Consider the following 21,840-nt stretch of genomic DNA (forward strand, 5'->3'; position numbering starts at 1 on the left):
TTGAATGAGTAAAATCCTAAGAAAAATTGCGTTTAAAATTAGGCATGCCCCACTTTTGGAGAAATACAATTGGTTTTGGGATTTTCTTAGAAAGCCTTATCACCAATTTTTAAACTTACTTCACTATACAAATGGTGTTAAGTTCGAAATCAACAGGCAAATAACAATCAATTTACCGCCTGCTTACACCTCTACCCAATGGCAAGATTATGAACCCGAGCATACCACCTTTCTCATCAATTGGGTTAAATCAAATCCAAAAGCACTCATACTGGATTTAGGTTGCTCTACAGGTTATTTTTCTGCCATTTGCCTTTTTGCTTCAGAACAGGCAACCGTTATCGCATTTGATTCAGATCTGCAAAGTTTACAATCAACCAAAAATATGGCTCAATTTGCCAAAGGAAACAGATTAAACTTAATATATGGTTTCGTTTCGGCAGAATCGACAACAGGATTTGATGTCCAAACGGCTATTCACGATACAAATACTTTACTTGCTTCGGCAAAACTTAGTGGTAAACCCGGAACAACAAAATACATCAATTTAGATCACACTCACGATAAAGAAATCCCAATCAATAGCATAGATACTCTTTTTAAAGAGGAAGAAATTACACAAACCGTACTGATTAAGTGTGATGTAGAAGGCGCAGAATTTTATGTACTTACCGGGGCCAAAGAATTTATATTGAAACATCAGCCCAACTTACTTTTGAGCGTCCATCCAGATATTCTTCCCGTTTTTAATCATTCGGTTAAAATGATCAAAGATTTTTTATTTTCATTAGCTTATAGCTATGAGATAATTGCCATCGATCATGAAGAGCATTGGTTTTGTAAACCAGGACAAAAAGAATAGTGATATGAGGATATTACTGATTATGGATCCTGGAATACCTGTACCTCCCCCACTTTATGGCGGACATGAACGTTTGGTGCATATGTTTGCAGAAGAATATGCAAAAAAAGGGCATACAGTAAGCCTGCTTGCCGGACCAAACTCCAATATATCCGGAAATACATATAGCTTCGGAAAAAATGACCTGAATCGTTCTAAATGGCAAAAATTTAAAGAACTTCTTCAAGCCTGGATTTTCCTCTACCAGAAACGGAATGATTTTGATGCGATTCATAATTTCGGTCGGTTAGCCTATCTCATTCCAATAATCAACAAAAAGGTAAAAAAAATAATGACTTATGGCCGACCAGTTTCCCAAAAAGGTATCAGTGCAATAACACGGCTACCGCATCAAAATTTAACTTTTACGGCTTGTAGCAATTATTGTGTGTCAACAGGAAATATTACAGGTTACTGGAAAACCGTTTATAATGCGATAGATTTTAAAAAGTACAACTTACAAGAAAAGGTAAAAGCTGATGCTCCGCTTATGTTTTTAGGAAGAATGGATAAAGTTAAAGGCTTACATACGGCCATTAATATTTGCCTCTCTACCGGTAACCAGTTATATATAGGTGGGAATATTCCAACCACTCCTGATAATTATTTATACTACAAAGAGTTTATTGAACCAAAATTTGATGGTAAACAGATTATTTACCTCGGTCCTTTAAACGATGATGAAAAAAACCACTACCTGGGGAAGTCAAAGGCGCTTCTTTTTCCAATTGAATGGGATGAGCCTTTTGGGATGGTTATGGTTGAAGCCATGGCCTGTGGAACCCCGGTAATTGCCTTTAACAGAGGCTCCGTTCCTGAAATTGTAGCCGATGGCATAAATGGCTTCGTGGTTAATAATAAGGAGGAAATGATAAGCGCAATAGAAAAAGTTGAGTCGATAAAGCGAAAATCCTGTAGAATTTACGCAGAAGAAAGATTTAATACGCAAATAATAGCCGAAAGATACTTGTCACTGATATGATCAAAAAGATATATAAAAAGATTGTTTACGAATTAAGGTTTGACAATCCTCAATATTACCATAGAATTTCGGAAAAAGTTTTAAAAACATATTACCAAAAGAAACTTAAAAGTTTGCTTCAGCGGTTAAACCCTATTGAGTTACAAACAAAACCAACCGAACTTACAGTTTGCATGTTATCAGGGCACCGGCATTTTTTAGAATCAGTTGCAGCCATTTATAGCTTCAGTGCCTGGGAAAGAAATTTTAACCTGCATTATCATGAGGATGGTACTTTAACAGCCAATGAAATTGAATATTTACAACAGAAATTTAAAGGCATCAAAATATTCAAAAAAATAGAACAAAATGATAAGATTGATCAATTCCTCTTGAAGAACAATCTCGTAAAATCAGCAGAACTAAGAAAAAAATATGTATTTGCATTGAGGTTATTTGATGCTGTTATTGATAACCAATCGCCATTTTTACTTCAATTCGATTCTGACGTTCTATTCTTTAAAAAACCCGAAGAAATTTTAGATATTATAGAGAAAAAAGATGCTAAAGGCTGTTTTAACAAAGATATTGTTGATGCATACTCCTTTTCACCAGAAACGCTTAACAAGTACGTTAAAAGTCCTATGCTAAAAATGTTTAACTGTGGCTTATTTCTCCATCAATTTGAAAAATTGCCTTTTTTTAATTTCATAGAAGAAATTCTTACAGCCGAGACCGAATCATTGCAATCATGGCACATTGAACAAACCTTATTTGCAATGTACGCCACTAATGAAGGTGGTTATAAACAATTGCCTATTGCTTACGATCTTGCCAAAAAGGAGCGCAATAAGGGAAATTCAATTACCAGCGAGCATTACGTACATAGTACTGGATATGATTTTCATAAAGATTTTATTTACAAAATCTATCCAACAATTAAGGAGAAGTTTTAGCTAAATGATTGTCTTAATTAGTTCAGGTCAACCCACGCTAAATCCCAGATTGGTAAAAGAAGCTGATGCGCTTACAGATGCCGGTTTTGAAGTAACTGTAGTTTATCAATTTTGGAATGATTGGGGAACTGAATACGATAACCGATTGCTTCCAACCAAGAAATGGAAAAGTATAAGAGTGGGCGGCAGCCCGAAAACGCAAAAATACGATTATTGGAAAACACGGTTCATACAAAAAATTGCTATTTTTCTTGCTACCACAATGGGTTTTAAAAATGGTATTGCCGAACGCGCAATTGGACGGTGCACCTATAACCTGGCCAGAAAAGCGATGACCATCCCGGCCAACTTGTACCTTGCACACAACTTGGCCGCTCTTCCTGCGGCCTATCTTGCCGCAAAAAAAAACAAGGCTAAATGCGGTTTTGATGCCGAAGATTTTCATCGCAACGAGGTAAGCAACAATGAAAAAAGCCATGATGTGCGGTTAAAAACATTTATAGAAGATAAATACCTGCCACAACTGGATTATTTTACTACAGCCAGTCCTTTAATCGGCAAAGCTTATTATCAAATTTACCAGAGGTTAAATCCAACTACAATTCTAAACGTTTTTCCGAAACAAAATTTAGAACAAAGAAACAGCTTAACCGATAAAATTAATTTATTTTGGTTTTCACAAACAATTGGACAGAACAGAGGCCTTGAGACTGTTATTGCTGCGCTTGGTTTATTAAAGAATGTCGATATTGAGCTCCATTTATTGGGGGCGCACGATGAAAAAATGATAACCTTATTTAAAGCGCTTGCTAGTAAAAACAATTTCACCCCTGATAAGATCATTTTTTATCCTCCAATTGCTCCTGATGATATTTATAAATTTTCAGATCAGTTTGATATCGGTTTGGCAACAGAAACTAACCAACCTAAAAACCGTGATATTTGTTTAACCAATAAAATATTCACCTACATCCAATCTAGCTTAGCTATTATTGCATCAGATACAACTGCACAAACGAAACTTTTAAAAGCATTCCCCGATATGGGTTTAGTTTATGAGAAAAATAATCCTGAATCTTTAGCGGATGTTTTAAAAACGTATGCCGAAAATAGAACACTATTAACCGAGCATCGAAAACAAGCGCGAAAATATGCTGATGAGGCGCTAAATTGGGAGATTGAAGGACAAAAATTTTTAACTACCGTTCAACAGCTATTTAAACTCAATTGAAACGCCTACTCATTATATCTCCATACTTTCCGCCTGCCAATACAGCTGATATGCATCGCATTAGAATGAGTTTATCTTATTTTAAAAAATTTGATTGGGAACCAGAAGTTGTTGTTGTTCAAGAAAGCTATCTCGATGTGGTTCAAGATCCGTTATTATTACAATCTCTTCCTGCTGAAGTTAAAATTCATAAAATAAAAGCACTTGATAAAAAATGGACAAGCAAGTTTGGTTTGGGTAGCGTAGCCTTGCGTGCTATGTGGTTTTATAAAAATGAAGTGAATAAATTATTACAAAAAAATAAGTTTGATCTGATCTATTTTTCAACTACCGAATTTCCCCTATGCATTTTAGGCCCTTACTGGAAAAAAAAGTTCGGTATACCTTATATAATCGACATGCAAGACCCATGGCATACCGATTATTACAAGAATTTGCCCAAAATAGAGCAGCCTAAAAAATACTGGTTTTCATACCGGCTAAATAAATACTTAGAGCCCATTGCAATGAAAAAAGCCGATGGGCTAATCAGTGTATCAAGAAGTTATATTGATACACTTAAAGAACGGTATCCACAGCTAAAAGAAAAACCCAGTGCCGTTATTACCTTCGGCGCATTTAATATTGATTTTGAAATTGCCAAAAAAAACGACAAAGCACTCACTTTAGTTTTCGATACGAAAAAAAACCGTATTAATTTAATTTACATAGGAAGAGGTGGAAATGATATGAAACCTGCATTAAAAACTTTAATAGAAGCTTTTAAAAAGGGGTTAGCGGCAGAACCTCAACTATTTTGCAATATACAGATGCATTTTATAGGCACTAGCTATGCACCAAAAGGTAAAGGTGTGCCAACAATTATTCCGGAAGCCAAAGTAGCAGATATTGATACTTACCTTACTGAATACACCGATAGAATAGGTTTCTATCAAAGCATTAAAAATCTACAAAATGCAGATGGTTTAATTATAATAGGATCAAACCAGGCAGCATATAATGCCTCAAAATTATATCCTTATATATTGGCGAAAAAGCCTTTGCTTGCTGTTTTACATCAAGATAGTAATGCGGCTAAAATGATAAAAGATTGTACTGCAGGCCATTTAATTAATATTGAAGAACCAGCAGACAAGGCTTTTGAAACAATGTTATCTTACCTCCAAAGCGTTTATAAACAAATTCCGCCCACAACAAACTGGCAACAATTTGAACATTATACGGCATATTACATGACCAAAAGACAGGTAGAATTATTTAACAAGGTGGTTTAAATGATGCAGAAAGTTTATAAGTTTATATTACACAGACCACTTTTTAAAGGTCAGGACCGATTGTTCAATTATTTATTTACCCATAACAAGCTTGATAAGCGGCCCATTATTGTAAAACCTATAGAAGGCGATTTCAAGATCTGCTGTGATCCTTCTACTTGGATAGGCGCTAAAGTTATTTACACTGGTAATTACGAAGCTGCTATTAAAAAAATCTTTAAATCAGTTATTAAAAAGGGAGATCGCATTTTGGATATTGGTGCAAACATCGGTTTTCATACACTCTATTTTGCAGAATTAACCGGTACCAGTGGAAATGTAATCGCTTTTGAACCTGTACCACATAATTACAGTGCTTTAAATTTCAACATTGGCCTAAATAATTTTAAGCACATTACTGCTAAAAATATTGCATTGAGCAATAAAAACGAGCTGATTTTAATCGCTGCTGATGTAAGCAGCCCAAATCCAGGAGCTTATAATTTATTTGATAAAAATGGAGATATATCAGTTAATTGTTTTGTAGGCGACGAAATTATCAACAATGACCGTGTTGATTTTATTAAAATTGATGTAGAAGGTTATGAGAGTTTCGTAATTGATGGCCTATTACAAACCATCAAAAACAACAAACCAAAAATTATATTTGAATACGACAAACATTATCATCAAAAAACCGGCCGATCAGAAGATTATATTTTCGTTTTGTTAGCTTCATTGGGCTATCATTTTCAGTACATTTATAACGATGGCCTTCAAGCCATCAGTAATTTCCAAAAGATGGTATCGGGTAATATTCTAGCACTTCCAAATGGGTAAAAAACTGGCCATCATTACTACCCATCCGATTCAATATTATGCGCCTGTGTTTCAGCTTTTAGCAAAGCAACTACAACTTAAGGTTTTTTATACATGGGGTGAAGATTCACTTAATAAATTCGACAAAGGCTTTGGCCGGGAGATTGAATGGGATTTACCACTGTTAAAAGGATATGAATATTCATTTCTAAAAAATACAGCAAGCAATAAGGGCACGCATCGCTTTAAAGGAATTGTTAATCCAACTTTAAATAAGGAAATTAAAGATTATAACCCCGATGCCATTTTAATTTATGGTTGGGCCTGGCATAGCCATTTAAAAGCTATGCGTTTTTTTAAAGGCAAAATCCCGGTTTATTTCAGGGGCGATTCCACACTATTAAACAATCAACAAAAATTAAAAGCCTTTTTTAGGAGTGTTTTTCTTAGATGGGCCTATCGCAATATTGATGTGGCCTTTTGTGTAGGCACTGCCAACCAAGCATATTTTGAAAAGTATGGTTTAGAGAAATCACAATTGATTGTAGCCCCACATGCCATAGATAATAAAAGGTTTGCTGCAATCCAAAATGAGAAAGCAGAAAAACTAAGAATCGAACTGGGCATTAAAAATGATGAAATTTTAATCCTTTTTGCTGGCAAACTGGAGCCTGTAAAAAACCCGCTATTATTGCTTGATGCATTTAAATCAATAAAAAAAATTAATATACATTTGTTGTTTGTTGGAAATGGGATTTTAGAAGAAAACCTAAAATCTGAATCTAAAGATTTAAAAAATGTTCACTTTATCAACTTCCAAAATCAAACCCAAATGCCTGCAATTTATCAGGCCTGCAATCTATTTTGTTTACCATCCACCAGTGAAACCTGGGGCTTAGCTGTAAATGAGGCTATGGCTGCTGCAAAAGCCATCTTGATTTCTACACGGGTTGGTTGTGCCACTGATTTAGTAAACCCATCAATTAATGGTCAAATATTTGAATCAGGTAATGTGGATGATCTTGTACGTAAGCTAACCGAACTTACAAATAGTAAAGAAAAACTGACTCAAATGGGGATAGTATCACAACAAATTATTCAAGGTTGGTCGTTCGAAAACCAGGTTAAAGTAATGGTAGATACTTTTTATAAGAACCATGCAAAATAACAACCCTACCAAACTCACCTTAACCTTATACTTCCCGGTTCTGGTATCATATTTATTAATCAATAGTCCGATTATATCGTATTTTGTGGCTTGGTTTGGCTCATTATTTATCTTTTATACCACTATATTATCTCCCGCCGCTATTATTAATCGCGATTTACCCATCCATAAACAAATTATGAGGCCAATTTTTCTTACCCAGCTCATTTTTGCAGGCTTTATGTGTACCACCTCCATATTTTATTTTATGGATCATTTGGGCTATCGCTACCTTACTGAAATCAATTACGGTGCCCAGTTTAAAGAAAACGAACAAACTGTACTTATTGCCAGCTGCCAGCGGATGAGTTTACTCGCCCATGCAGCTTTGGTTACAGGAATGCTAATTGTTCAGAAACATAAAATTAAACTTAAAAGTACCCAAGCTTTCGATGATGATTTTTTGATCTGGCTCAGTATTATAGTCTTCGGATTAGGCTCTATTTGCCAATTTTTTCCGGGACTTAACCAGATTGCCCTTCCACTTACGCTTATAGGAATATCCTGCGCAGCAGTATTATTTGTTAAAGGATTTATTAAAAAAAACTTTAATTATTTAGCCATTGGAGCCACAATCTTTACCATTAACTTTATCCATGCATCACTTTCTGGCTTTAAGGAACCCATTATTACCAATGTTATCATATTGGCCTGCGTATTTTTTCCTTATTTTAAAAAGTTGATACTCTATCTGGCCATCCCCGTTACTTACGTATTACTGTATTTCTTGCCTACCTATAACAACACTGTCAGACAAAGCTGGGGAGGAGAGGTAAGTGCTGAAGAGGCACAAAACCAAGCTTTTGAAACCTTTAACTCAGATAATGTAGAAGAAATTGAAGATACAAACTGGGGGTTTCTCACCAGAAGGCTAAGTGAGATCGAAATGTTTACCCAGTTTGCAGATTTTGTACCTAGTCATCATCCTTATTACGGTTGGGAAATTGTTGAAGATTCTTTTGAAGGCCTTGTTCCAAGGATTTTTTGGTCTGGCAAACCCAATATGGAAACTGTTTCTATGCAGCGGGTTTATGATGCAGGTGTTGCCAATAAAATGTCAACGGTTTCTGCCAAAACACGGCCAGTAGTTGATGCTTATCTGAGTTGGGGTATTGTTGGAGTATTTCTTTTCATGCTGCTTTATGGGATATTGGTGCAACATCTTTCTGATAAGTCTGAACAAATATTTGGAGGTTACGAGCTAGGCTGTGTAATTATGTTCAATAGCATCTTTCAGGGGCTTTGGCGGGGAAATAACTTCGAATTTATGTTCAACAATATATTTTGGGGATACGTAATTATGTGGGTTCTGTTTTATTTACTCAGAACCTTAAAAGTACTAAAACCAACATTTGATTAACATTATCTAACCTTTGAAAATCATTCATATTACTGCATCTTACAAACCTGCCTACATATATGGTGGGCCTATACAAAGTGTAGGTAAGTTGTGCGAAGTCCTGTCAGTTGATAAGCGGTTGGCGGTTGACGGTAATAATGCCACTGTACATGAACTGGAGGTATTGACTACTACAGCAAATGGCAAAAATGAGTTAGATGTTATAACTGGTGTACCTGTTTTAGTTGATGCCGTGCCTGTTACCTATTTTAAACGCTGGACAAAAGATCACAGTCATTTTTCGCCTGGGTTGTTGTGGATGTTGAGAAAAAAGATCCTTCGCTACACTCAGAATGACAAACTAAATATAGCCAATCAAAACCTAAAAAAACCACCCCGTCTTACAGACACCCCTCCAAAGGAGGGGAATGTTTTACACATCCATGCCTGGTGGAATTTAGTTTCGGTATTAAGCTGTTTAGTGGCCAAATGGTATAAAATACCCGTTGTTTTGTCTCCTAGAGGAATGCTCACCTCCTATACATTCGGTAACCGGAATTCTCTTTCAAAAAGGATCATCCACAAATTAATGGGTGAAACTTTATTAAAATATTGCCATATCCACGCCACCAGTGAACAGGAAAAAAGAGATATTTTAACAATAGTGCAACCTAAAAGTATTAAGGTAATCGCCAATCTGGTTAGTTTAGGTGCTGAGGTTACAAGTAGTGGGTATCAAGTAGCGGGTAGCAAGTATCAAGAACCTCTAATTTTTAACATTATTTTTCTTTCGCGTATTGAAGAGAAGAAAGGACTTGAATTGCTTTTTGAAGCTTTAACACTTGTTAATATTCCATGGCAGTTAACCATAGGTGGTACAGGGAAGGAAGATTATGTACAAAGTTTAAAAGACAAGGCCGAAAAGCTAAAATTTACCAAACGAATGAATTGGCTTGGACAGGTAAATAATGAAGAGAAGTTTAACCTAATGGCCGAGCATGATCTAACAGTCCTCACCTCTTACAACGAAAATTTCGCTAATGTGGTGGTTGAAAGTTTAAGTATGGGCACCCCTGTATTGATCAGCAAATTTGTTGGTCTTGCCGATTATGTGGCTGACAAAAACCTGGGGTGGATTACCGGGTTGAAAGTTGAACAGATAAAGGCTGGCATCGTTGCAGCTTATCAGGATATTGAAAAAAGAAAAAAAATCAGGACCACTGCTCCATTGCAAATCAATGCTGATTTTAATGATGAGATTTTGGCTAAACAATACGTTGAATTTTACAAAGAAATTCTAGCTACCCATAATAACTTAAATGAATCAAAATTTTAGTTTTATCATATTAACCTTTAATGAAGAAATTCATTTGCCCAGGCTGTTAGAATCTATTAAGAAGCTTAATGCCAGCACATTTATTTTGGATAGCGGGAGTACCGATAAGACATTGGAAATTGCTAATATTTATGGTGCAACGGTAAAACAAAATCCTTTTATAAACCATCCGAAACAATGGGATTTTGCCTTAAAGCACTTTGAGGTAGAAACGCCCTGGATAATTGGCCTCGATGCCGATCAAATCGTTACACCGGAGCTGTTTGAAATGCTGTCCAACTTTAAAGATCAAGACCACCGCGATGTTAATGGCATTTACTTTAACCGTAAAAACTTCTTTCAAGGAAACTGGATCAGATTTGGCACCTACTACCCTTTTTATCTTTTAAAGATGTTCAGGACAGGGATCGGGTTTTCTGATCTCAATGAGAACATGGATCACCGGTTTATTGTGCCGGGCAAGACCAAAATCTGGAAGAAAGGCTGGATTTTGGAAGAAAACCTAAAAGAGAATGATATTGCTTTTTGGAAAGCCAAACATGAACGCTATAGTGAACTGGTGGCGCAAGAAGAGGTAGAAAGGATGTTAAAGTTGCGCGCACAAAGTTTAAAGCCTAACTTACTGGGCAGTCCTGACGAAAAGCGGGCATGGTTAAAACAATTGTGGTGGAAACTTCCACTTGGATTTCGTCCCTATCTTTACTTTGGCTACCGGATGTTTTTTAAACTAGGTATATTTGAGGGCTCCACGGGTATTAAATTCCATTACCTTCAAGGCTTCTGGTTTAGAAAACTGGTAGATAAAAAAATTAAAGTAATTCAAAAAAACAGAAGTTAAATTTATAAATGCCGACAACATATGACCTCAGAAGAAGCAAAAAAGGAAGCGAATAAAAAGGCCATCAAATTTGTGGTTGCCTTGTTTATATTATACATCCTGTTTAGCCAGGGCAATCTGTTTATGAATAGTGTGATGACACCTGGTTCCAGATTTTATAATGCCTATATTGCCGATCACTTTGATTATATTCAAGGTTTAAAAACGGCATTAATTGTACCCGCCGTATGGATTATTAAGGCTTTTGGCTTTTATGCCATTCATAATGAAATGGATGTCATGGTAGTAGCCGGGCCTTATCTGCGTGTTAATTATTCCTGCCTTGGCCTAGGTGTAATGAGTTTTTTGGCCGCTTTTGTACTGGCATTCCCCGCGTCCTGGAAATCAACTTTTAAAATGCTGGTGATCGGTTTTATTGCCATCTACGTTCTGAATGTATTGCGTATTGCGGGTTTGGGTGTATTACTTGGATTCTTTAAATCGCAGCGGAACAATTTTACCTATCACCACGAAGTTTTTAATATCATTGTATACATCTGCATTTTTGCCATGTTATACATTTGGATCAGGAAAAGCACAAAATTAGCTAAAGCTAAAGGCTAATGCCAACAACAATAAATAAGAAATTTTGCTAAAAACGCAGTTACATAAGAAATTTGATACCGGCAATTTTAAGGTTGGTGCCCCCATCCTAAAGCAGCTTTTGTGGTACTTTACGGATGTTGTCTTTTTTAAGAGCCGTTTGATGCCAGTCAGCTCGGTACTAGTTACTTTCTTACGGTTATTCGGTAGCAGGATTGGTAAAGAAGTTCGCATAAAACCAGGCATTCACATTAAATATCCATGGAAACTGGAAATTGGCGATTACAGCTGGCTCGCTGATTGTTATATAGACAATTTGGATCGGGTAAAAATTGGAAAAAACTGCTGTATTTCACAACAGGCTGTGCTCATTACCGGAAATCACAATTATAGCAGCACAAATTTTGACCTAATGACTGCCCCCATTGTGCTGGAAGATGGAGCGTGGATTGGTGCTGCAGCAACAGTTGGTCCTGGTGTAACTTTGCATAGTCATGCGGTGTTAACAATGGGAAGTGTGGCGAACAAAAACTTATTGCCTTACAGCATTTACCAGGGCAATCAGGCGGTAAAGGTTAAAGACCGTGTAATGAAAGCGTAATACAAATTCAGTCTAAAATATAAAACGGATTGCCAAACAGCAATCCGTTTTTTTTTGAATAACGATTTCACTATTTATTGACAAATATCAATGGCTTAAGATTTCTTAACAATCAAAAATTACCTTATTTCAAAAATTATCAAGACATTTGCATCGTCTGTCGTCTTAAACCTATTTAAGTTGGTAAATTTTAAATTAATGAAGAATAGGTATTCCTTATCTTCTAATCTTATTTTAATTACTTTTTTAATCGGGATAGTAAATCTGTTTTTTTACGATTATAAGAGTACACAGGAACTGGTTATTTTTGTATCAATTCTGATCACGCGTTATCTGCTTTTTATCTTGATCAAACGCAGGTTCGGGTGGAGCAAGTACTTATTGGTGCTCATTATTATAAGAAGCGTATACCGCCTATGTATTGTAATGGGTGATGCAGATATTCATCCGGTGACCAAGATAAACCTCTCTTTACAGGCGGTCATTTCCATACTGGCCTTTGCAATCCTATTTCTTGTTCCAAAGCTAAAAGAGTGGACAAATGAGCGAAGGAAATATCTTTCTGCAGCCAGGGTGTCTAACGCCCAGCCTTAGTTTTTATCTGAAAGGCATAAAGAAAACATGCTTTAAAGGAAAAACTGACCTTCACTTCTGAAAAAACCTTCAGTTTTGCTGTTTCTCATTAACTAGAAAATGGCCGATTTTTCTACTGGCTCTGCACAACAATTATTTCAACGAAAAACGGTATAATTGCCGAAAGCAAAATAAGATGAATGTTATCCTGGCCTCTACTTCTACGCTGTTTGGCGGTAATTATCTGGAATACCTAAAAGATGAGCTCATTACGCTCTTTGCCGGAATAGATGAAATTATATTTATCCCTTATGCAAGGCCAGGAGGCATTTCGCATGAAGAATATACTGCCAAAGCCCGCGATTTTTTCTCACAGCTAAATATCAGCGTTAAAGGCCTGCACGAATTTAACAACCCCATTGAGGCGATCCACGCAGCCCAAGGATTTTTTACCGGGGGAGGCAATACTTTTCTGCTGGTAAAAACACTTCATGAGCTCGGACTAATGAAGCATCTAAGTGATAACATCAAACTTGGTAAAGCTTATTTGGGCTGTAGCGCCGGAAGCAATATTGCTGGCATAAATATGAAAACCACCAATGATATGCCTATTGTGTATCCGCCCTCTTTTGATTGCATGGAACTGGTTCCTTTTAACCTTAATCCCCATTACCTCGACCCAAATCCGGAGTTGAAGCATAATGGAGAAACAAGAGAAACCAGGATCATGGAGTTTCTAACGCAGAATAACATAAAGGTTATAGGGCTGCGCGAAGGCAATTGGATCAGGATAATAGGCGATGAAATCACTACACAGGGAAGCGAAAACACAAGGATTTTTGAAGCAGGCAAAGCCCCATATGAGCTCCCGACGGGCAGTTCTTTGTTATGAATAATTTATTGAAGCCAATGCAGCAATCAAAAAATAAATCATAAATATCTACAAGTTATGATGGATTTAGCATCATAAACCTGTAGATATTACTCTTCTCATGTATTTGGTGAATAATGTACTAAGTGATTATCTTTTATTTACAAAGCTACAGACCTGCTCTTTTTTCGTGAACGCAGGTAGATAACCAATCCGCCGAAGGCCACAATCAATATGATAGGGATAATCAGTGTGGCCTGCAGAATTTCAGGACCTGCCAGGTTTTTGGCATTGGCAAGCGCCTGCGCAGATGCTGAATTTTCAGGAGCTTTTAAATAAGCGCTTAACGAGGCACCAGCAGGTAAATGTTTAACAATCAGGTTATCGTAAAAGCTCCCCATAAACATCGTATAAATAGAAACAGCAAACATCCCCGCACCCCCCATCAGGTTTAGGCCTAGTGCTCCTGATTTAGGGACATTTTCGGCCACAAAACCGATCATGGTTGGCCAGAAATAACAAACACCTATGCCGAAAATTATTGCAGCGAAGAAAATAGAATTTCCGGTAAAAGTGCTCAGCATGTAAAGTCCGGCGGCAGCAAATATTGCAGATAAGAGCAGTACACCCTGAGGGGCAAGGCGGTGAACCACAGGTTCGGCAAAACCGCGGCCGATTACCATAATCCCGGTAGTAAGCGTGAGCAATAAAATGGCATTATCCGTTACGTTTTTCAACAGTAAACCTATCCATTGACCGGTAAATAACTCGGTAATGGCCGTACCGAACATACAGATGAACATAAAGATAAACAATGGAGAAAGTACGGCTTTATACATATCCGAACTGGAGTAACCAGATGATACCCTTTCGGTAACCGGAAAATCTAACTTTGAAAACAGGTATCCGTAAATTAAAGTAGGAATAATCATCATGGCCACCTGCACCTTCCAGCCCAGTCCGAGCTGAACAAACAAGGTAACCAGCAAGGTGCCGATCACAATGCCCCCAGGAAACCATAGGTGAAAATGATTTAAGCGGGTGGTTTTATTTTCTGGGTATAAAGCGGCTACCAATGGGTTACAGGCGGCCTCTACGGTACCGTTGGCAATCCCGATTAACAGGGTAGATAAAAACAGGCTCCAGTAGCCCTGAGCAAAAATGGTAAGCACAATTCCGGCCAGATGGAAGATAAAGGCCATTACCAGCAAACGTTTCATGCCGATCATATCGACCACAAATCCTCCGACCACAATAGCCAGCGGAAATCCCCAGAAAGCAGCTGCCGTAATGGTACCCAATTGTGTAGTACTTAATTGAAAATCGATCCCGAGCTGGTTCATGATTCCCGCGCGGATGCCGAAGGAAAGCGAAGTAACCAATAACGCCAGGCAACTTGCCCAGAATAGTTTGGTGTTTTGAATGTTAAGCATATGTTAGGTTTATATTGGTTTTATTTTTTTGGAAGAAAAAAAGGTTTCTTCTCTAAATTTAGAAATATTTTTGTGATAAATAGTTGTTCTTTCTTCACTAGTGCAATCTGACATATTCGAGCAGCTACGCCTATTGTAGGTAACTGATTAATATAGATCGTATGCTGAACGATAAATTTGATTTTCTCCGTTTCATTCTATAAATTGAGGCGGAATCTTATCCAAGCTCCATTAACCGTTATGAAAAGATATTTTTTTATTCTCTTTTTAGCAATCTCTTTTTCTGTACAGGCACAGTCTAATGCTGCCAATTACAAGTACATCATTGTACCCGAGAAATTTAGTTTTCTCAAACAGGTTAATCAATATGGTTTAAATACCCTTACCAAAACTTTTTTTGAGGAGAAGGGCTTTACGGTTTATTTTGATAATTCGGAAATACCAGAAGAAATTGCAACCGATAGATGCAAGGCCCTGGTAGTAGAATTGCAGGAAAACAATAGTATGTTCGTTACCAACCTTACCCTTTTACTTAAAGATTGTAAGGGTGCTGTAGTGATAAAAAGCAAGGCAGGTAAAAGCAGAGAGAAAGAATACGAGACTTCTTACAATTTGGCATTGAAAGACGCATTTACATCTTTTAACGATTTTAAATATGTTGCAGGCAGCCCAACTGCAGTTACCAATCCAACACCTGCCCCGGCAAATGTAGCGGCTAAAGCAATGCCTGAACCGGTTAATCAACCAATCGCCGCCAAAACAGAACAACAAGAGGGGCTATTGTATGCACAGCCCATAAGCAATGGCTACCAACTGATTGATGCAACGCCTAAAATTGTAATGACCTTACTAAAAACCTCAGTAGAGGATTGTTATATTTCGAACAATGGCAACGCAAACGGTATCGTTTTAAAAAAGAATGGAACCTGGTTTTTCGAGTACTACAAAAACAATGTTCTTGTTTCTGAAAAACTATCGATTAAATTTTAGCCATTATAGCGAAACCCAACGGGCAGAATATTAAACCATCTGCCCATTTAAACCCAGGTTCTGCGCTTGGGTAATATTGATCTCGCACATCGATTATTGACCTATACCAATTATTTTTCAGGCAGGTAAGTAATTCTGCCAGTCTATACGTGTAGCTTATTTCAGGCTCCTAACTCATTAACCGGCCCTAATTTTTCTTTCATTTTTTTTCAACCGAACGGTCGTTCTCATGACCTCAATTTACTGGAACTTATCGCATAAGATTAACAGGCCTTAAAGCAAATGTTCAGCTATTGTTAATTCTAAGCCAACAAGATTATGGTCGTACATAGAATTAAGCGATAGGTATGAAAGTATTCGTAAAAATGAACTCTTTTTCGCCCGATTTTTAAACCCGTTCGTCGAGAATAAAGCTGTGTTGGTATAATTGAGGGTTTTCTGCTGCAACGTTTCGGCCTTGGTGGTGTCTTATCTACAAAAACAATCATAAAATATTAATTAAAAATATAAACAACAGCATTATGAAAACCTCAATCAAAACCCTAACAAAATCAGTATTAGCAGCTATCGTGTTAACTTCTGCTATTTTCTCAACAAGTGTAATGGCAGACGAGAAACAGCCAATCAAAATGTCGGCACCTAAAAACATTAACCAGGTTATTGTAAGTGGAAATGTAGAAATTACGTTGATACAAGGAGAAAAAGAAAGTGTAAGCTATAATGACGACAACACCGGTAAAGTAAAAGTAATCCAGGATGGACATGCACTAAAAATCAGTTCGGCAGATGGAAATACGGCGAAGATTACCGTTTATGTAAACAATATTTTCAGGGTACAGGCTTCAGAAAATGCCGTAGTAAAAACAGCGGGCAAATTGGATGCTAAATACCTACAGTTATTCTTAAAAGGAAATGCAGTTGCAGAAATCGATTCAGATACAGAAAGTTTATATACTGTAATTGAAGGCCGTGCAGATTTAAAATTAAGCGGCGCTACCGGAGAGCATATCTTAGTAATGGGAAGCACACCAAAATTGAATCTAGACAGATTTGCAGCAATGAAAACACAAATGAGCTCACCAGTAACCGGTACAGAACAAACTGCTTCATTAGCAAAATAATAAATAGAAATTTAACAATCGAAGAGCGATGAAATCTATTCATCGCTCTTTTTTTTGTTGATACACCACTCACATTTAGGCCTTAACCTAATTTTTTGGCATCAGGCATTGTAATTTTACGCTAGTAAAATACTACATGCTCATAAGAAAAGACTTTTTCTGCTGTTGATTTTTTGATAAACTGATCCTTTCCATTAGATTTGATAAATCGTTTTACTATTTAAGTAGGTTAAAAAAAATACATCATTAATGATACAGTCGGCAATTCATCAGCGGGCTGAATATCGTTTTTGAAAGTGCTATGTTTATCACATCTAATCGAAATCCATTATATGAAAAAATATACATATTCTTTATTGAACGCAATATTTTTGCTAATAGTTTGCATCAATTTTGGACATGCACAAGCTAAAAAACAACCCGTAGACTATGTTAACCCATACATTGGTAACATTAGCCATTTACTTGTACCCACTTATCCTACTGTTCATTTACCTAATAGCTTATTGCGGGTTTATCCGGAGCGTGATAATTTTACCAGTAATACTATAGATGGTTTGCCTATTGTGGTTACCAGCCATCGGGGAAGCTCAGCCTTTAATTTGAGCCCTTTTCAGGGCGACCTCAAAAATGTGGGTAACGTAATTTCTTATGGCTACGACAATGAGGTGATTAAGCCTTATTATTATGAGGTTGACCTGGATGATTTTGGGATAAATGTACAATTTGCGCCATCGCACCAATCGGGGATATATGCACTCAATTTTTCGCAGACAGATGTTCCGGCTTATCTGGTTTTAAACACCAGGAATGGGGAGCTAAAGGTGAGCCAGAATGTGGTAAGTGGTTTTCAGAAACTAGGCAATAATACCAAGGTTTACCTCTATTTCGAAACTGATTTAACACCCGTTGAATCAGGCAGGCATCAAGAAGCTAAAATTGATTCTAGGGAACAGTCTGCTTCCGGCCGTGATGCTCATCTTATTTTAAAATTTCCTGCTCAAACCAAGCAGATTAAGGCACGCTATGGCATATCATTTATCAGTGAAGAACAGGCAAAACACAATCTTCGTCGAGAAATCAAGGATTATAACCTGAACCAGGTGGCGCAGATAGGAAAGAATATCTGGAATGCCACGCTTGGAAAGATCATGGTAACAGGCACTGATGAAACAGCCAAAACCATATTTTACACTTCCCTTTATCGCACTTACGAAAGAATGATCAGCTTATCTGAAGATGGAAGGTATTTTAGTGCCTTCGACGGAAAAGTGCACAATGACAATGGCATGCCATTTTTTACTGACGACTGGATTTGGGATACCTACCGGGCAACACATCCACTCCGTGTGATTATTGAGCCAAAAATGGAAAGCGATATGATTAATTCTTATCTGCGGATGGCACAACAGATGAAAGACCATTGGATGCCAACTTTTCCGGAGGTAACTGGTGATAGCCGGAGGATGAACAGCAATCATGGCGTGGCCACCGTAATTGATGCTTATAACAAGGGTTTAAGAAATTTTAATCTTGAGGAAGCTTATCAGTATTGTAAAGCAGCCATTACCGAAAAAACCCTGGCCCCGTGGTCTTCAAAAAAAGCAGGTGTTTTAGATCAGTTTTTTAAAGATAATGGCTATTTCCCTGCTTTACCTGAAGGCGAAAAAGAAACTGCAGCAGAAGTTCATGGTTTTGAAAAACGTCAACCGATAGCCGTTACCCTCGGTACGGTATATGATGAATGGTGCCTGGGCAATATTGCTCAGCAATTGGGTAAAATCGACGAAGCCAAATACTTTTTAGATAAAAGTAGCAGCTACCATACGGTGTTTAATCCGGACACCCGATTTTTTCATCCGAAAGATGCGGAAGGTAAATTTATTAAACCGCTGGATTACCGGTTTTCGGGCGGACTTGGTGCCAGAGAAACTTACGACGAAAACAATGGTTGGCTTTACCGATGGGATGTGTTGCACAACCTGGGCGATTTGGTAAATATGATTGGCGGCAAACAGGCTTTTGTTGATGAACTGGAGAAAATGTATAATACACCGCTTGGGAAAAGCAGATTTGATTTTTATTCGCAGTTGCCTGATCATACAGGTAATGTTGGACAGTTTTCCATGGGCAATGAACCTGCTATGCATATTCCTTATTTGTACAATTATGCGGGACAGCCCTGGCGCACGCAAAAAAGAGTAAGGAGTTTATTAAGTCAGTGGTTCCGTAACGATTTAATGGGCATTCCTGGCGATGAAGATGGCGGTGGCCTTACTTCTTTTGTAGTATTTTCGCAGATGGGTTTTTACCCGATAAGCCCAGGCTTGCCCATGTATGTAATTGGCAGCCCCACGTTTGCCAACGTAAAACTTGATCTGGGAAATGGCAAAAAGTTTGAGCTGAACTGTATAAACTATTCTCCTGAAAATAAATACATTCAATCGGCTAAACTGAACGGGCAAGTATGGAATAAATCGTGGTTTGCTCACGAGGATTTAATGAAAGGTGGCAAATTGGAGCTGGTAATGGGCAAACGTCCGAATAAATTATGGGCGGCGGATGAAGCATCACTTCCACCTTCTTTTAAAATGCCTGCTAAATAAAAAGGACTGGAGATGTTGGGAGATTAATATTGTTCAGGTATTATCTCCCCAGCATACTGGTGCTAAATGATAGGTAATTTATACCCATCATGATAAAAAACGCTGTACCAATTCTTCCCATTCCTGATCTAATGATAATTGGGGCCTTTTCTCTCCGGCTTTAACATACCAATAATCGGCATTCCAAATATCGCCTTCTTTGCGGTGCAGGTAGGCGTGGATACGGGCAGAGGCAACATCGCCTAAATGATCTACCTGGTTATGGGCCCTATGCCAATCTCCTTTTGCATCGTACCAAAGTGCGCGCAATTGAACTGACATGCTATTATCAGGCCTATCTTCTTTTAATGACATTCTAAATTCAGCTATATTCTTCATTAACTTCTGATTCTATTTAACGATTATACAAAATAATCATAAAACAGCATGCTCGCCGCCTGATAAAAAAATATTTCGATTAATATTTTTGTTGCTTCCCACATCTTTTACTGTCAACACAAAACACTAGATCACAAATACTTACCGTTAATTACCTCCTTTACGTTATTTGTTTTAGCCGCCAAATCCTTGCATACTGGCGTCTTAGCATAAAAACCATCTCCTGAAAAACTTGTTGTAAACATAGGCATCGTTATTAATGCCCCCTTTAAAAAAAGTAATTATGGATTCAGGAACTATTGTATACAGCAATTTAGAAGAGCTCTCAAAAAGTAGTTATCAATTAACAGACGGCGAGGCAAACATTAAAGGTTGGCCAGTAAGAAATGAAGCTGGCGATTCGGTTGGAAAAGTGCGCGACCTCCTATTTGATCCCGAGCAAAATGCAATACGCTATGTTATTGTGGAGCTTGTTGATATGGGCGGAGATTTGGAGGAAAAGGTTGTGCTGATACCCATCGGGCTCGCAAATTTAGGCGAAGATAAAAAAGAAGTTATTTTACCCGATATCCACCAAGATCAGTTCAGGGCAATGCCGAGATATATTATTGGTGAGGTTACCCCTGAATTGGAGAACCAGATCCGCAGCGTAATTGGAAGTCCGGCGGCGTTGCGGATGGAAGATGAAATTGTAGAGATTGACCGTGCAAACTTTTATCGTCACCATCATTTCGATAAGAATAATTTTCCAGCGCACAATCTCCGCAATCAGGATTCCGACCCTTTAATTTAATGGATACGTTAAATCTGTAAATGATGCACATGCATCGCCCAGTATAATTTATATTCAAAAAAAACAAGGTTGTATCATAGAGGCGATTTCAACTTTATGATACGTCCTCGTTTTATTTTTAAACTGATTCACTAAACTCCCTTGTGCCAAAAGCATTTTGAGGTAATCATGAAATTGCAGTGAAACGCTGCTGGGAAACGACCATTTATGATGCTTGTTTTATAATTTCAGCAGATTCGAATCAATTAAATATTTGCCCCTCGCGATAATCGTGGTCTATACTTTCCAGCTTACCTGCCTTGAAATGAAGGGTTACTGTTGAAGATCCGCTGATGTTTGCACTTACAAAATTTGAAAAGCCAAACTGCCATTCATTATGATTATTCATATCCGGATCGTACGGTTTGTTTAATGGCTTATCGGAAAGTACAAATCCATAAGCTGCATAGGCTGGTAACTGATGAATTTTGATCAGCTTTGCTGTTAAACCTGAAACAGGGTCATCAACTTTTATTGCGGTATCATCAGCCACATTTTCCGGCCATTTGCTTACTGGTGTGCTGAGGCCACTGCCCGTGGCAATCTGCTGTACTTTATCTCCGCTAAAAAACAGCACTACACGGTCTAAAGTCCCGGTATTGTTATAAATAGTGAGCGCATAATAATAAGGAAGAAGCTGGCCGAGGCTTTCTGGCGAACGGTAAGGCTTGTGGCCAAAAATTGCCACATGCTGAAAGTCGAGGCTTGGTCCTGCCTTTTGCAGTTGGGTGTATACTTCAGCATGTGAACTGCCGATCTTTATTCCCCATTTTTCGCCCTTTGTTATAGTTTCAGAATAATTTCCCTGTTTTTCCTTTTTACATCCGGCGATACAAAATAATACCAGTAAAATTGGCAAGATTTTTTTCATTAATGCTTAGTGTTAATTTAAGGTATAAACGTGTATATAGCGTTACTTGCTACAAGCCGAGGTAAATAAATTTAAATGTGCCAATTCAATTACAGATAGCCGGGTTCGCGTATATTAGATTTGTGAATTCGTTTTGGTTTA

General features: G+C 37.6%; 21 protein-coding genes. 18 read left to right on the top strand and 3 right to left on the bottom strand.

The features are described from left to right. Positions 1-4 precede the first annotated feature (4 nt). The 14 genes from AC1RJ8_RS21005 to pepE all read left to right on the top strand — a co-directional run bounded on the left by AC1RJ8_RS21005 (position 5) and on the right by pepE (position 13,489). Complete coding sequence (locus AC1RJ8_RS21005; protein ID WP_492955495.1) at positions 5-862, top strand: FkbM family methyltransferase; 858 nt, start codon at positions 5-7, stop codon at positions 860-862. A 4-nt stretch (positions 863-866) separates the two neighbouring features. Next, the gene (locus AC1RJ8_RS21010; protein ID WP_493008060.1) at positions 867-1,883 is read left to right on the top strand and encodes a glycosyltransferase; all 1,017 of its coding nucleotides are present in this window, start codon (positions 867-869) and stop codon (positions 1,881-1,883) included. Beyond that, positions 1,880-2,818, top strand: a complete 939-nt coding sequence (locus AC1RJ8_RS21015; protein WP_492955497.1) for a hypothetical protein — start codon at positions 1,880-1,882, stop codon at positions 2,816-2,818. The genes AC1RJ8_RS21010 and AC1RJ8_RS21015 overlap by 4 nt, the downstream gene beginning before the upstream one ends. Positions 2,819-2,822: 4 nt before the next feature. Beyond that, a complete protein-coding gene (locus AC1RJ8_RS21020) occupies positions 2,823-4,049 on the top strand; it encodes a glycosyltransferase family protein (RefSeq protein WP_492955498.1) in 1,227 nt (408 codons plus the stop codon). After that, the gene (locus AC1RJ8_RS21025; RefSeq protein WP_492955499.1) at positions 4,046-5,323 is read left to right on the top strand and encodes a glycosyltransferase; all 1,278 of its coding nucleotides are present in this window, start codon (positions 4,046-4,048) and stop codon (positions 5,321-5,323) included. The genes AC1RJ8_RS21020 and AC1RJ8_RS21025 overlap by 4 nt, the downstream gene beginning before the upstream one ends. Further along, positions 5,324-6,142 carry an FkbM family methyltransferase gene (locus AC1RJ8_RS21030; RefSeq protein ID WP_492955500.1) on the top strand — a complete coding sequence of 273 codons (819 nt, stop codon included), beginning with the start codon at positions 5,324-5,326 and terminating at the stop codon, positions 6,140-6,142. It abuts the gene before it with no gap. Continuing rightward, positions 6,135-7,289: a glycosyltransferase family 4 protein gene (locus AC1RJ8_RS21035; RefSeq protein ID WP_492955501.1), complete on the top strand. Its 1,155-nt coding sequence runs from the start codon at positions 6,135-6,137 to the stop codon at positions 7,287-7,289. Before AC1RJ8_RS21030 ends, AC1RJ8_RS21035 begins: the two co-directional genes overlap by 8 nt. Next, positions 7,279-8,688: an exosortase Y-associated Wzy-like protein gene (locus tag AC1RJ8_RS21040; RefSeq protein WP_492955502.1), complete on the top strand. Its 1,410-nt coding sequence runs from the start codon at positions 7,279-7,281 to the stop codon at positions 8,686-8,688. The genes AC1RJ8_RS21035 and AC1RJ8_RS21040 overlap by 11 nt, the downstream gene beginning before the upstream one ends. A gap of 13 nt (positions 8,689-8,701) precedes the next feature. Then, positions 8,702-10,003 (top strand): XrtY-associated glycosyltransferase XYAG1, encoded by a 1,302-nt coding sequence (locus AC1RJ8_RS21045; RefSeq protein ID WP_492955503.1) that lies wholly within the window; start codon positions 8,702-8,704, stop codon positions 10,001-10,003. Beyond that, positions 9,987-10,841, top strand: coding sequence for a glycosyltransferase family 2 protein (locus AC1RJ8_RS21050; protein ID WP_492955504.1), 855 nt, complete (start codon positions 9,987-9,989; stop codon positions 10,839-10,841). Before AC1RJ8_RS21045 ends, AC1RJ8_RS21050 begins: the two co-directional genes overlap by 17 nt. Positions 10,842-10,862: 21 nt before the next feature. Continuing rightward, positions 10,863-11,444: an exosortase Y gene (gene xrtY / locus AC1RJ8_RS21055; protein WP_492955505.1), complete on the top strand. Its 582-nt coding sequence runs from the start codon at positions 10,863-10,865 to the stop codon at positions 11,442-11,444. 25 nt (positions 11,445-11,469) lie between these two features. Next, a complete protein-coding gene (locus tag AC1RJ8_RS21060) occupies positions 11,470-12,024 on the top strand; it encodes a WcaF family extracellular polysaccharide biosynthesis acetyltransferase (protein WP_492955506.1) in 555 nt (184 codons plus the stop codon). A 198-nt stretch (positions 12,025-12,222) separates the two neighbouring features. After that, positions 12,223-12,618, top strand: a complete 396-nt coding sequence (locus tag AC1RJ8_RS21065) for a hypothetical protein (RefSeq protein WP_492955507.1) — start codon at positions 12,223-12,225, stop codon at positions 12,616-12,618. Between the two features lie 175 nt (positions 12,619-12,793). Continuing rightward, on the top strand, positions 12,794-13,489 hold the full coding sequence (gene pepE, locus AC1RJ8_RS21070; RefSeq protein WP_492955508.1) for a dipeptidase PepE: 696 nt from the start codon (positions 12,794-12,796) through the stop codon (positions 13,487-13,489). A 140-nt stretch (positions 13,490-13,629) separates the two neighbouring features. On the opposite strand, the gene AC1RJ8_RS21075 is transcribed toward pepE, so the two are convergent. Continuing rightward, positions 13,630-14,901 (bottom strand): MFS transporter, encoded by a 1,272-nt coding sequence (locus tag AC1RJ8_RS21075; RefSeq protein ID WP_492955509.1) that lies wholly within the window; start codon positions 14,899-14,901, stop codon positions 13,630-13,632. A 240-nt stretch (positions 14,902-15,141) separates the two neighbouring features. Here AC1RJ8_RS21075 and AC1RJ8_RS21080 point away from each other — a divergent pair, with 240 nt between their 5' ends. From AC1RJ8_RS21080 to AC1RJ8_RS21090, 3 genes are all read left to right on the top strand, one after another. Next, positions 15,142-15,891, top strand: a complete 750-nt coding sequence (locus AC1RJ8_RS21080) for a hypothetical protein (RefSeq protein ID WP_492955510.1) — start codon at positions 15,142-15,144, stop codon at positions 15,889-15,891. Between the two features lie 521 nt (positions 15,892-16,412). Further along, positions 16,413-17,012 (top strand): GIN domain-containing protein, encoded by a 600-nt coding sequence (locus tag AC1RJ8_RS21085; protein ID WP_492955511.1) that lies wholly within the window; start codon positions 16,413-16,415, stop codon positions 17,010-17,012. Between the two features lie 332 nt (positions 17,013-17,344). Next, positions 17,345-19,618, top strand: coding sequence for a GH92 family glycosyl hydrolase (locus AC1RJ8_RS21090; protein WP_492955512.1), 2,274 nt, complete (start codon positions 17,345-17,347; stop codon positions 19,616-19,618). A gap of 87 nt (positions 19,619-19,705) precedes the next feature. On the opposite strand, the gene AC1RJ8_RS21095 is transcribed toward AC1RJ8_RS21090, so the two are convergent. Next, a complete protein-coding gene (locus AC1RJ8_RS21095) occupies positions 19,706-19,996 on the bottom strand; it encodes a hypothetical protein (RefSeq protein WP_492955513.1) in 291 nt (96 codons plus the stop codon). A gap of 283 nt (positions 19,997-20,279) precedes the next feature. On the opposite strand from AC1RJ8_RS21095, the gene AC1RJ8_RS21100 reads away from it, so the two are divergent. After that, complete coding sequence (locus AC1RJ8_RS21100; protein ID WP_492955514.1) at positions 20,280-20,789, top strand: PRC-barrel domain-containing protein; 510 nt, start codon at positions 20,280-20,282, stop codon at positions 20,787-20,789. A 241-nt stretch (positions 20,790-21,030) separates the two neighbouring features. Here AC1RJ8_RS21100 and AC1RJ8_RS21105 read toward each other — a convergent pair whose 3' ends face one another. Continuing rightward, entirely contained in the window at positions 21,031-21,699 is a 669-nt protein-coding gene (locus tag AC1RJ8_RS21105; protein ID WP_492955515.1) for a hypothetical protein, read from the bottom strand. Between the last annotated feature and the right edge of the window lie 141 nt (positions 21,700-21,840).

This window comes from Pedobacter sp. GW822-FHT03F06 (assembly GCF_058801365.1).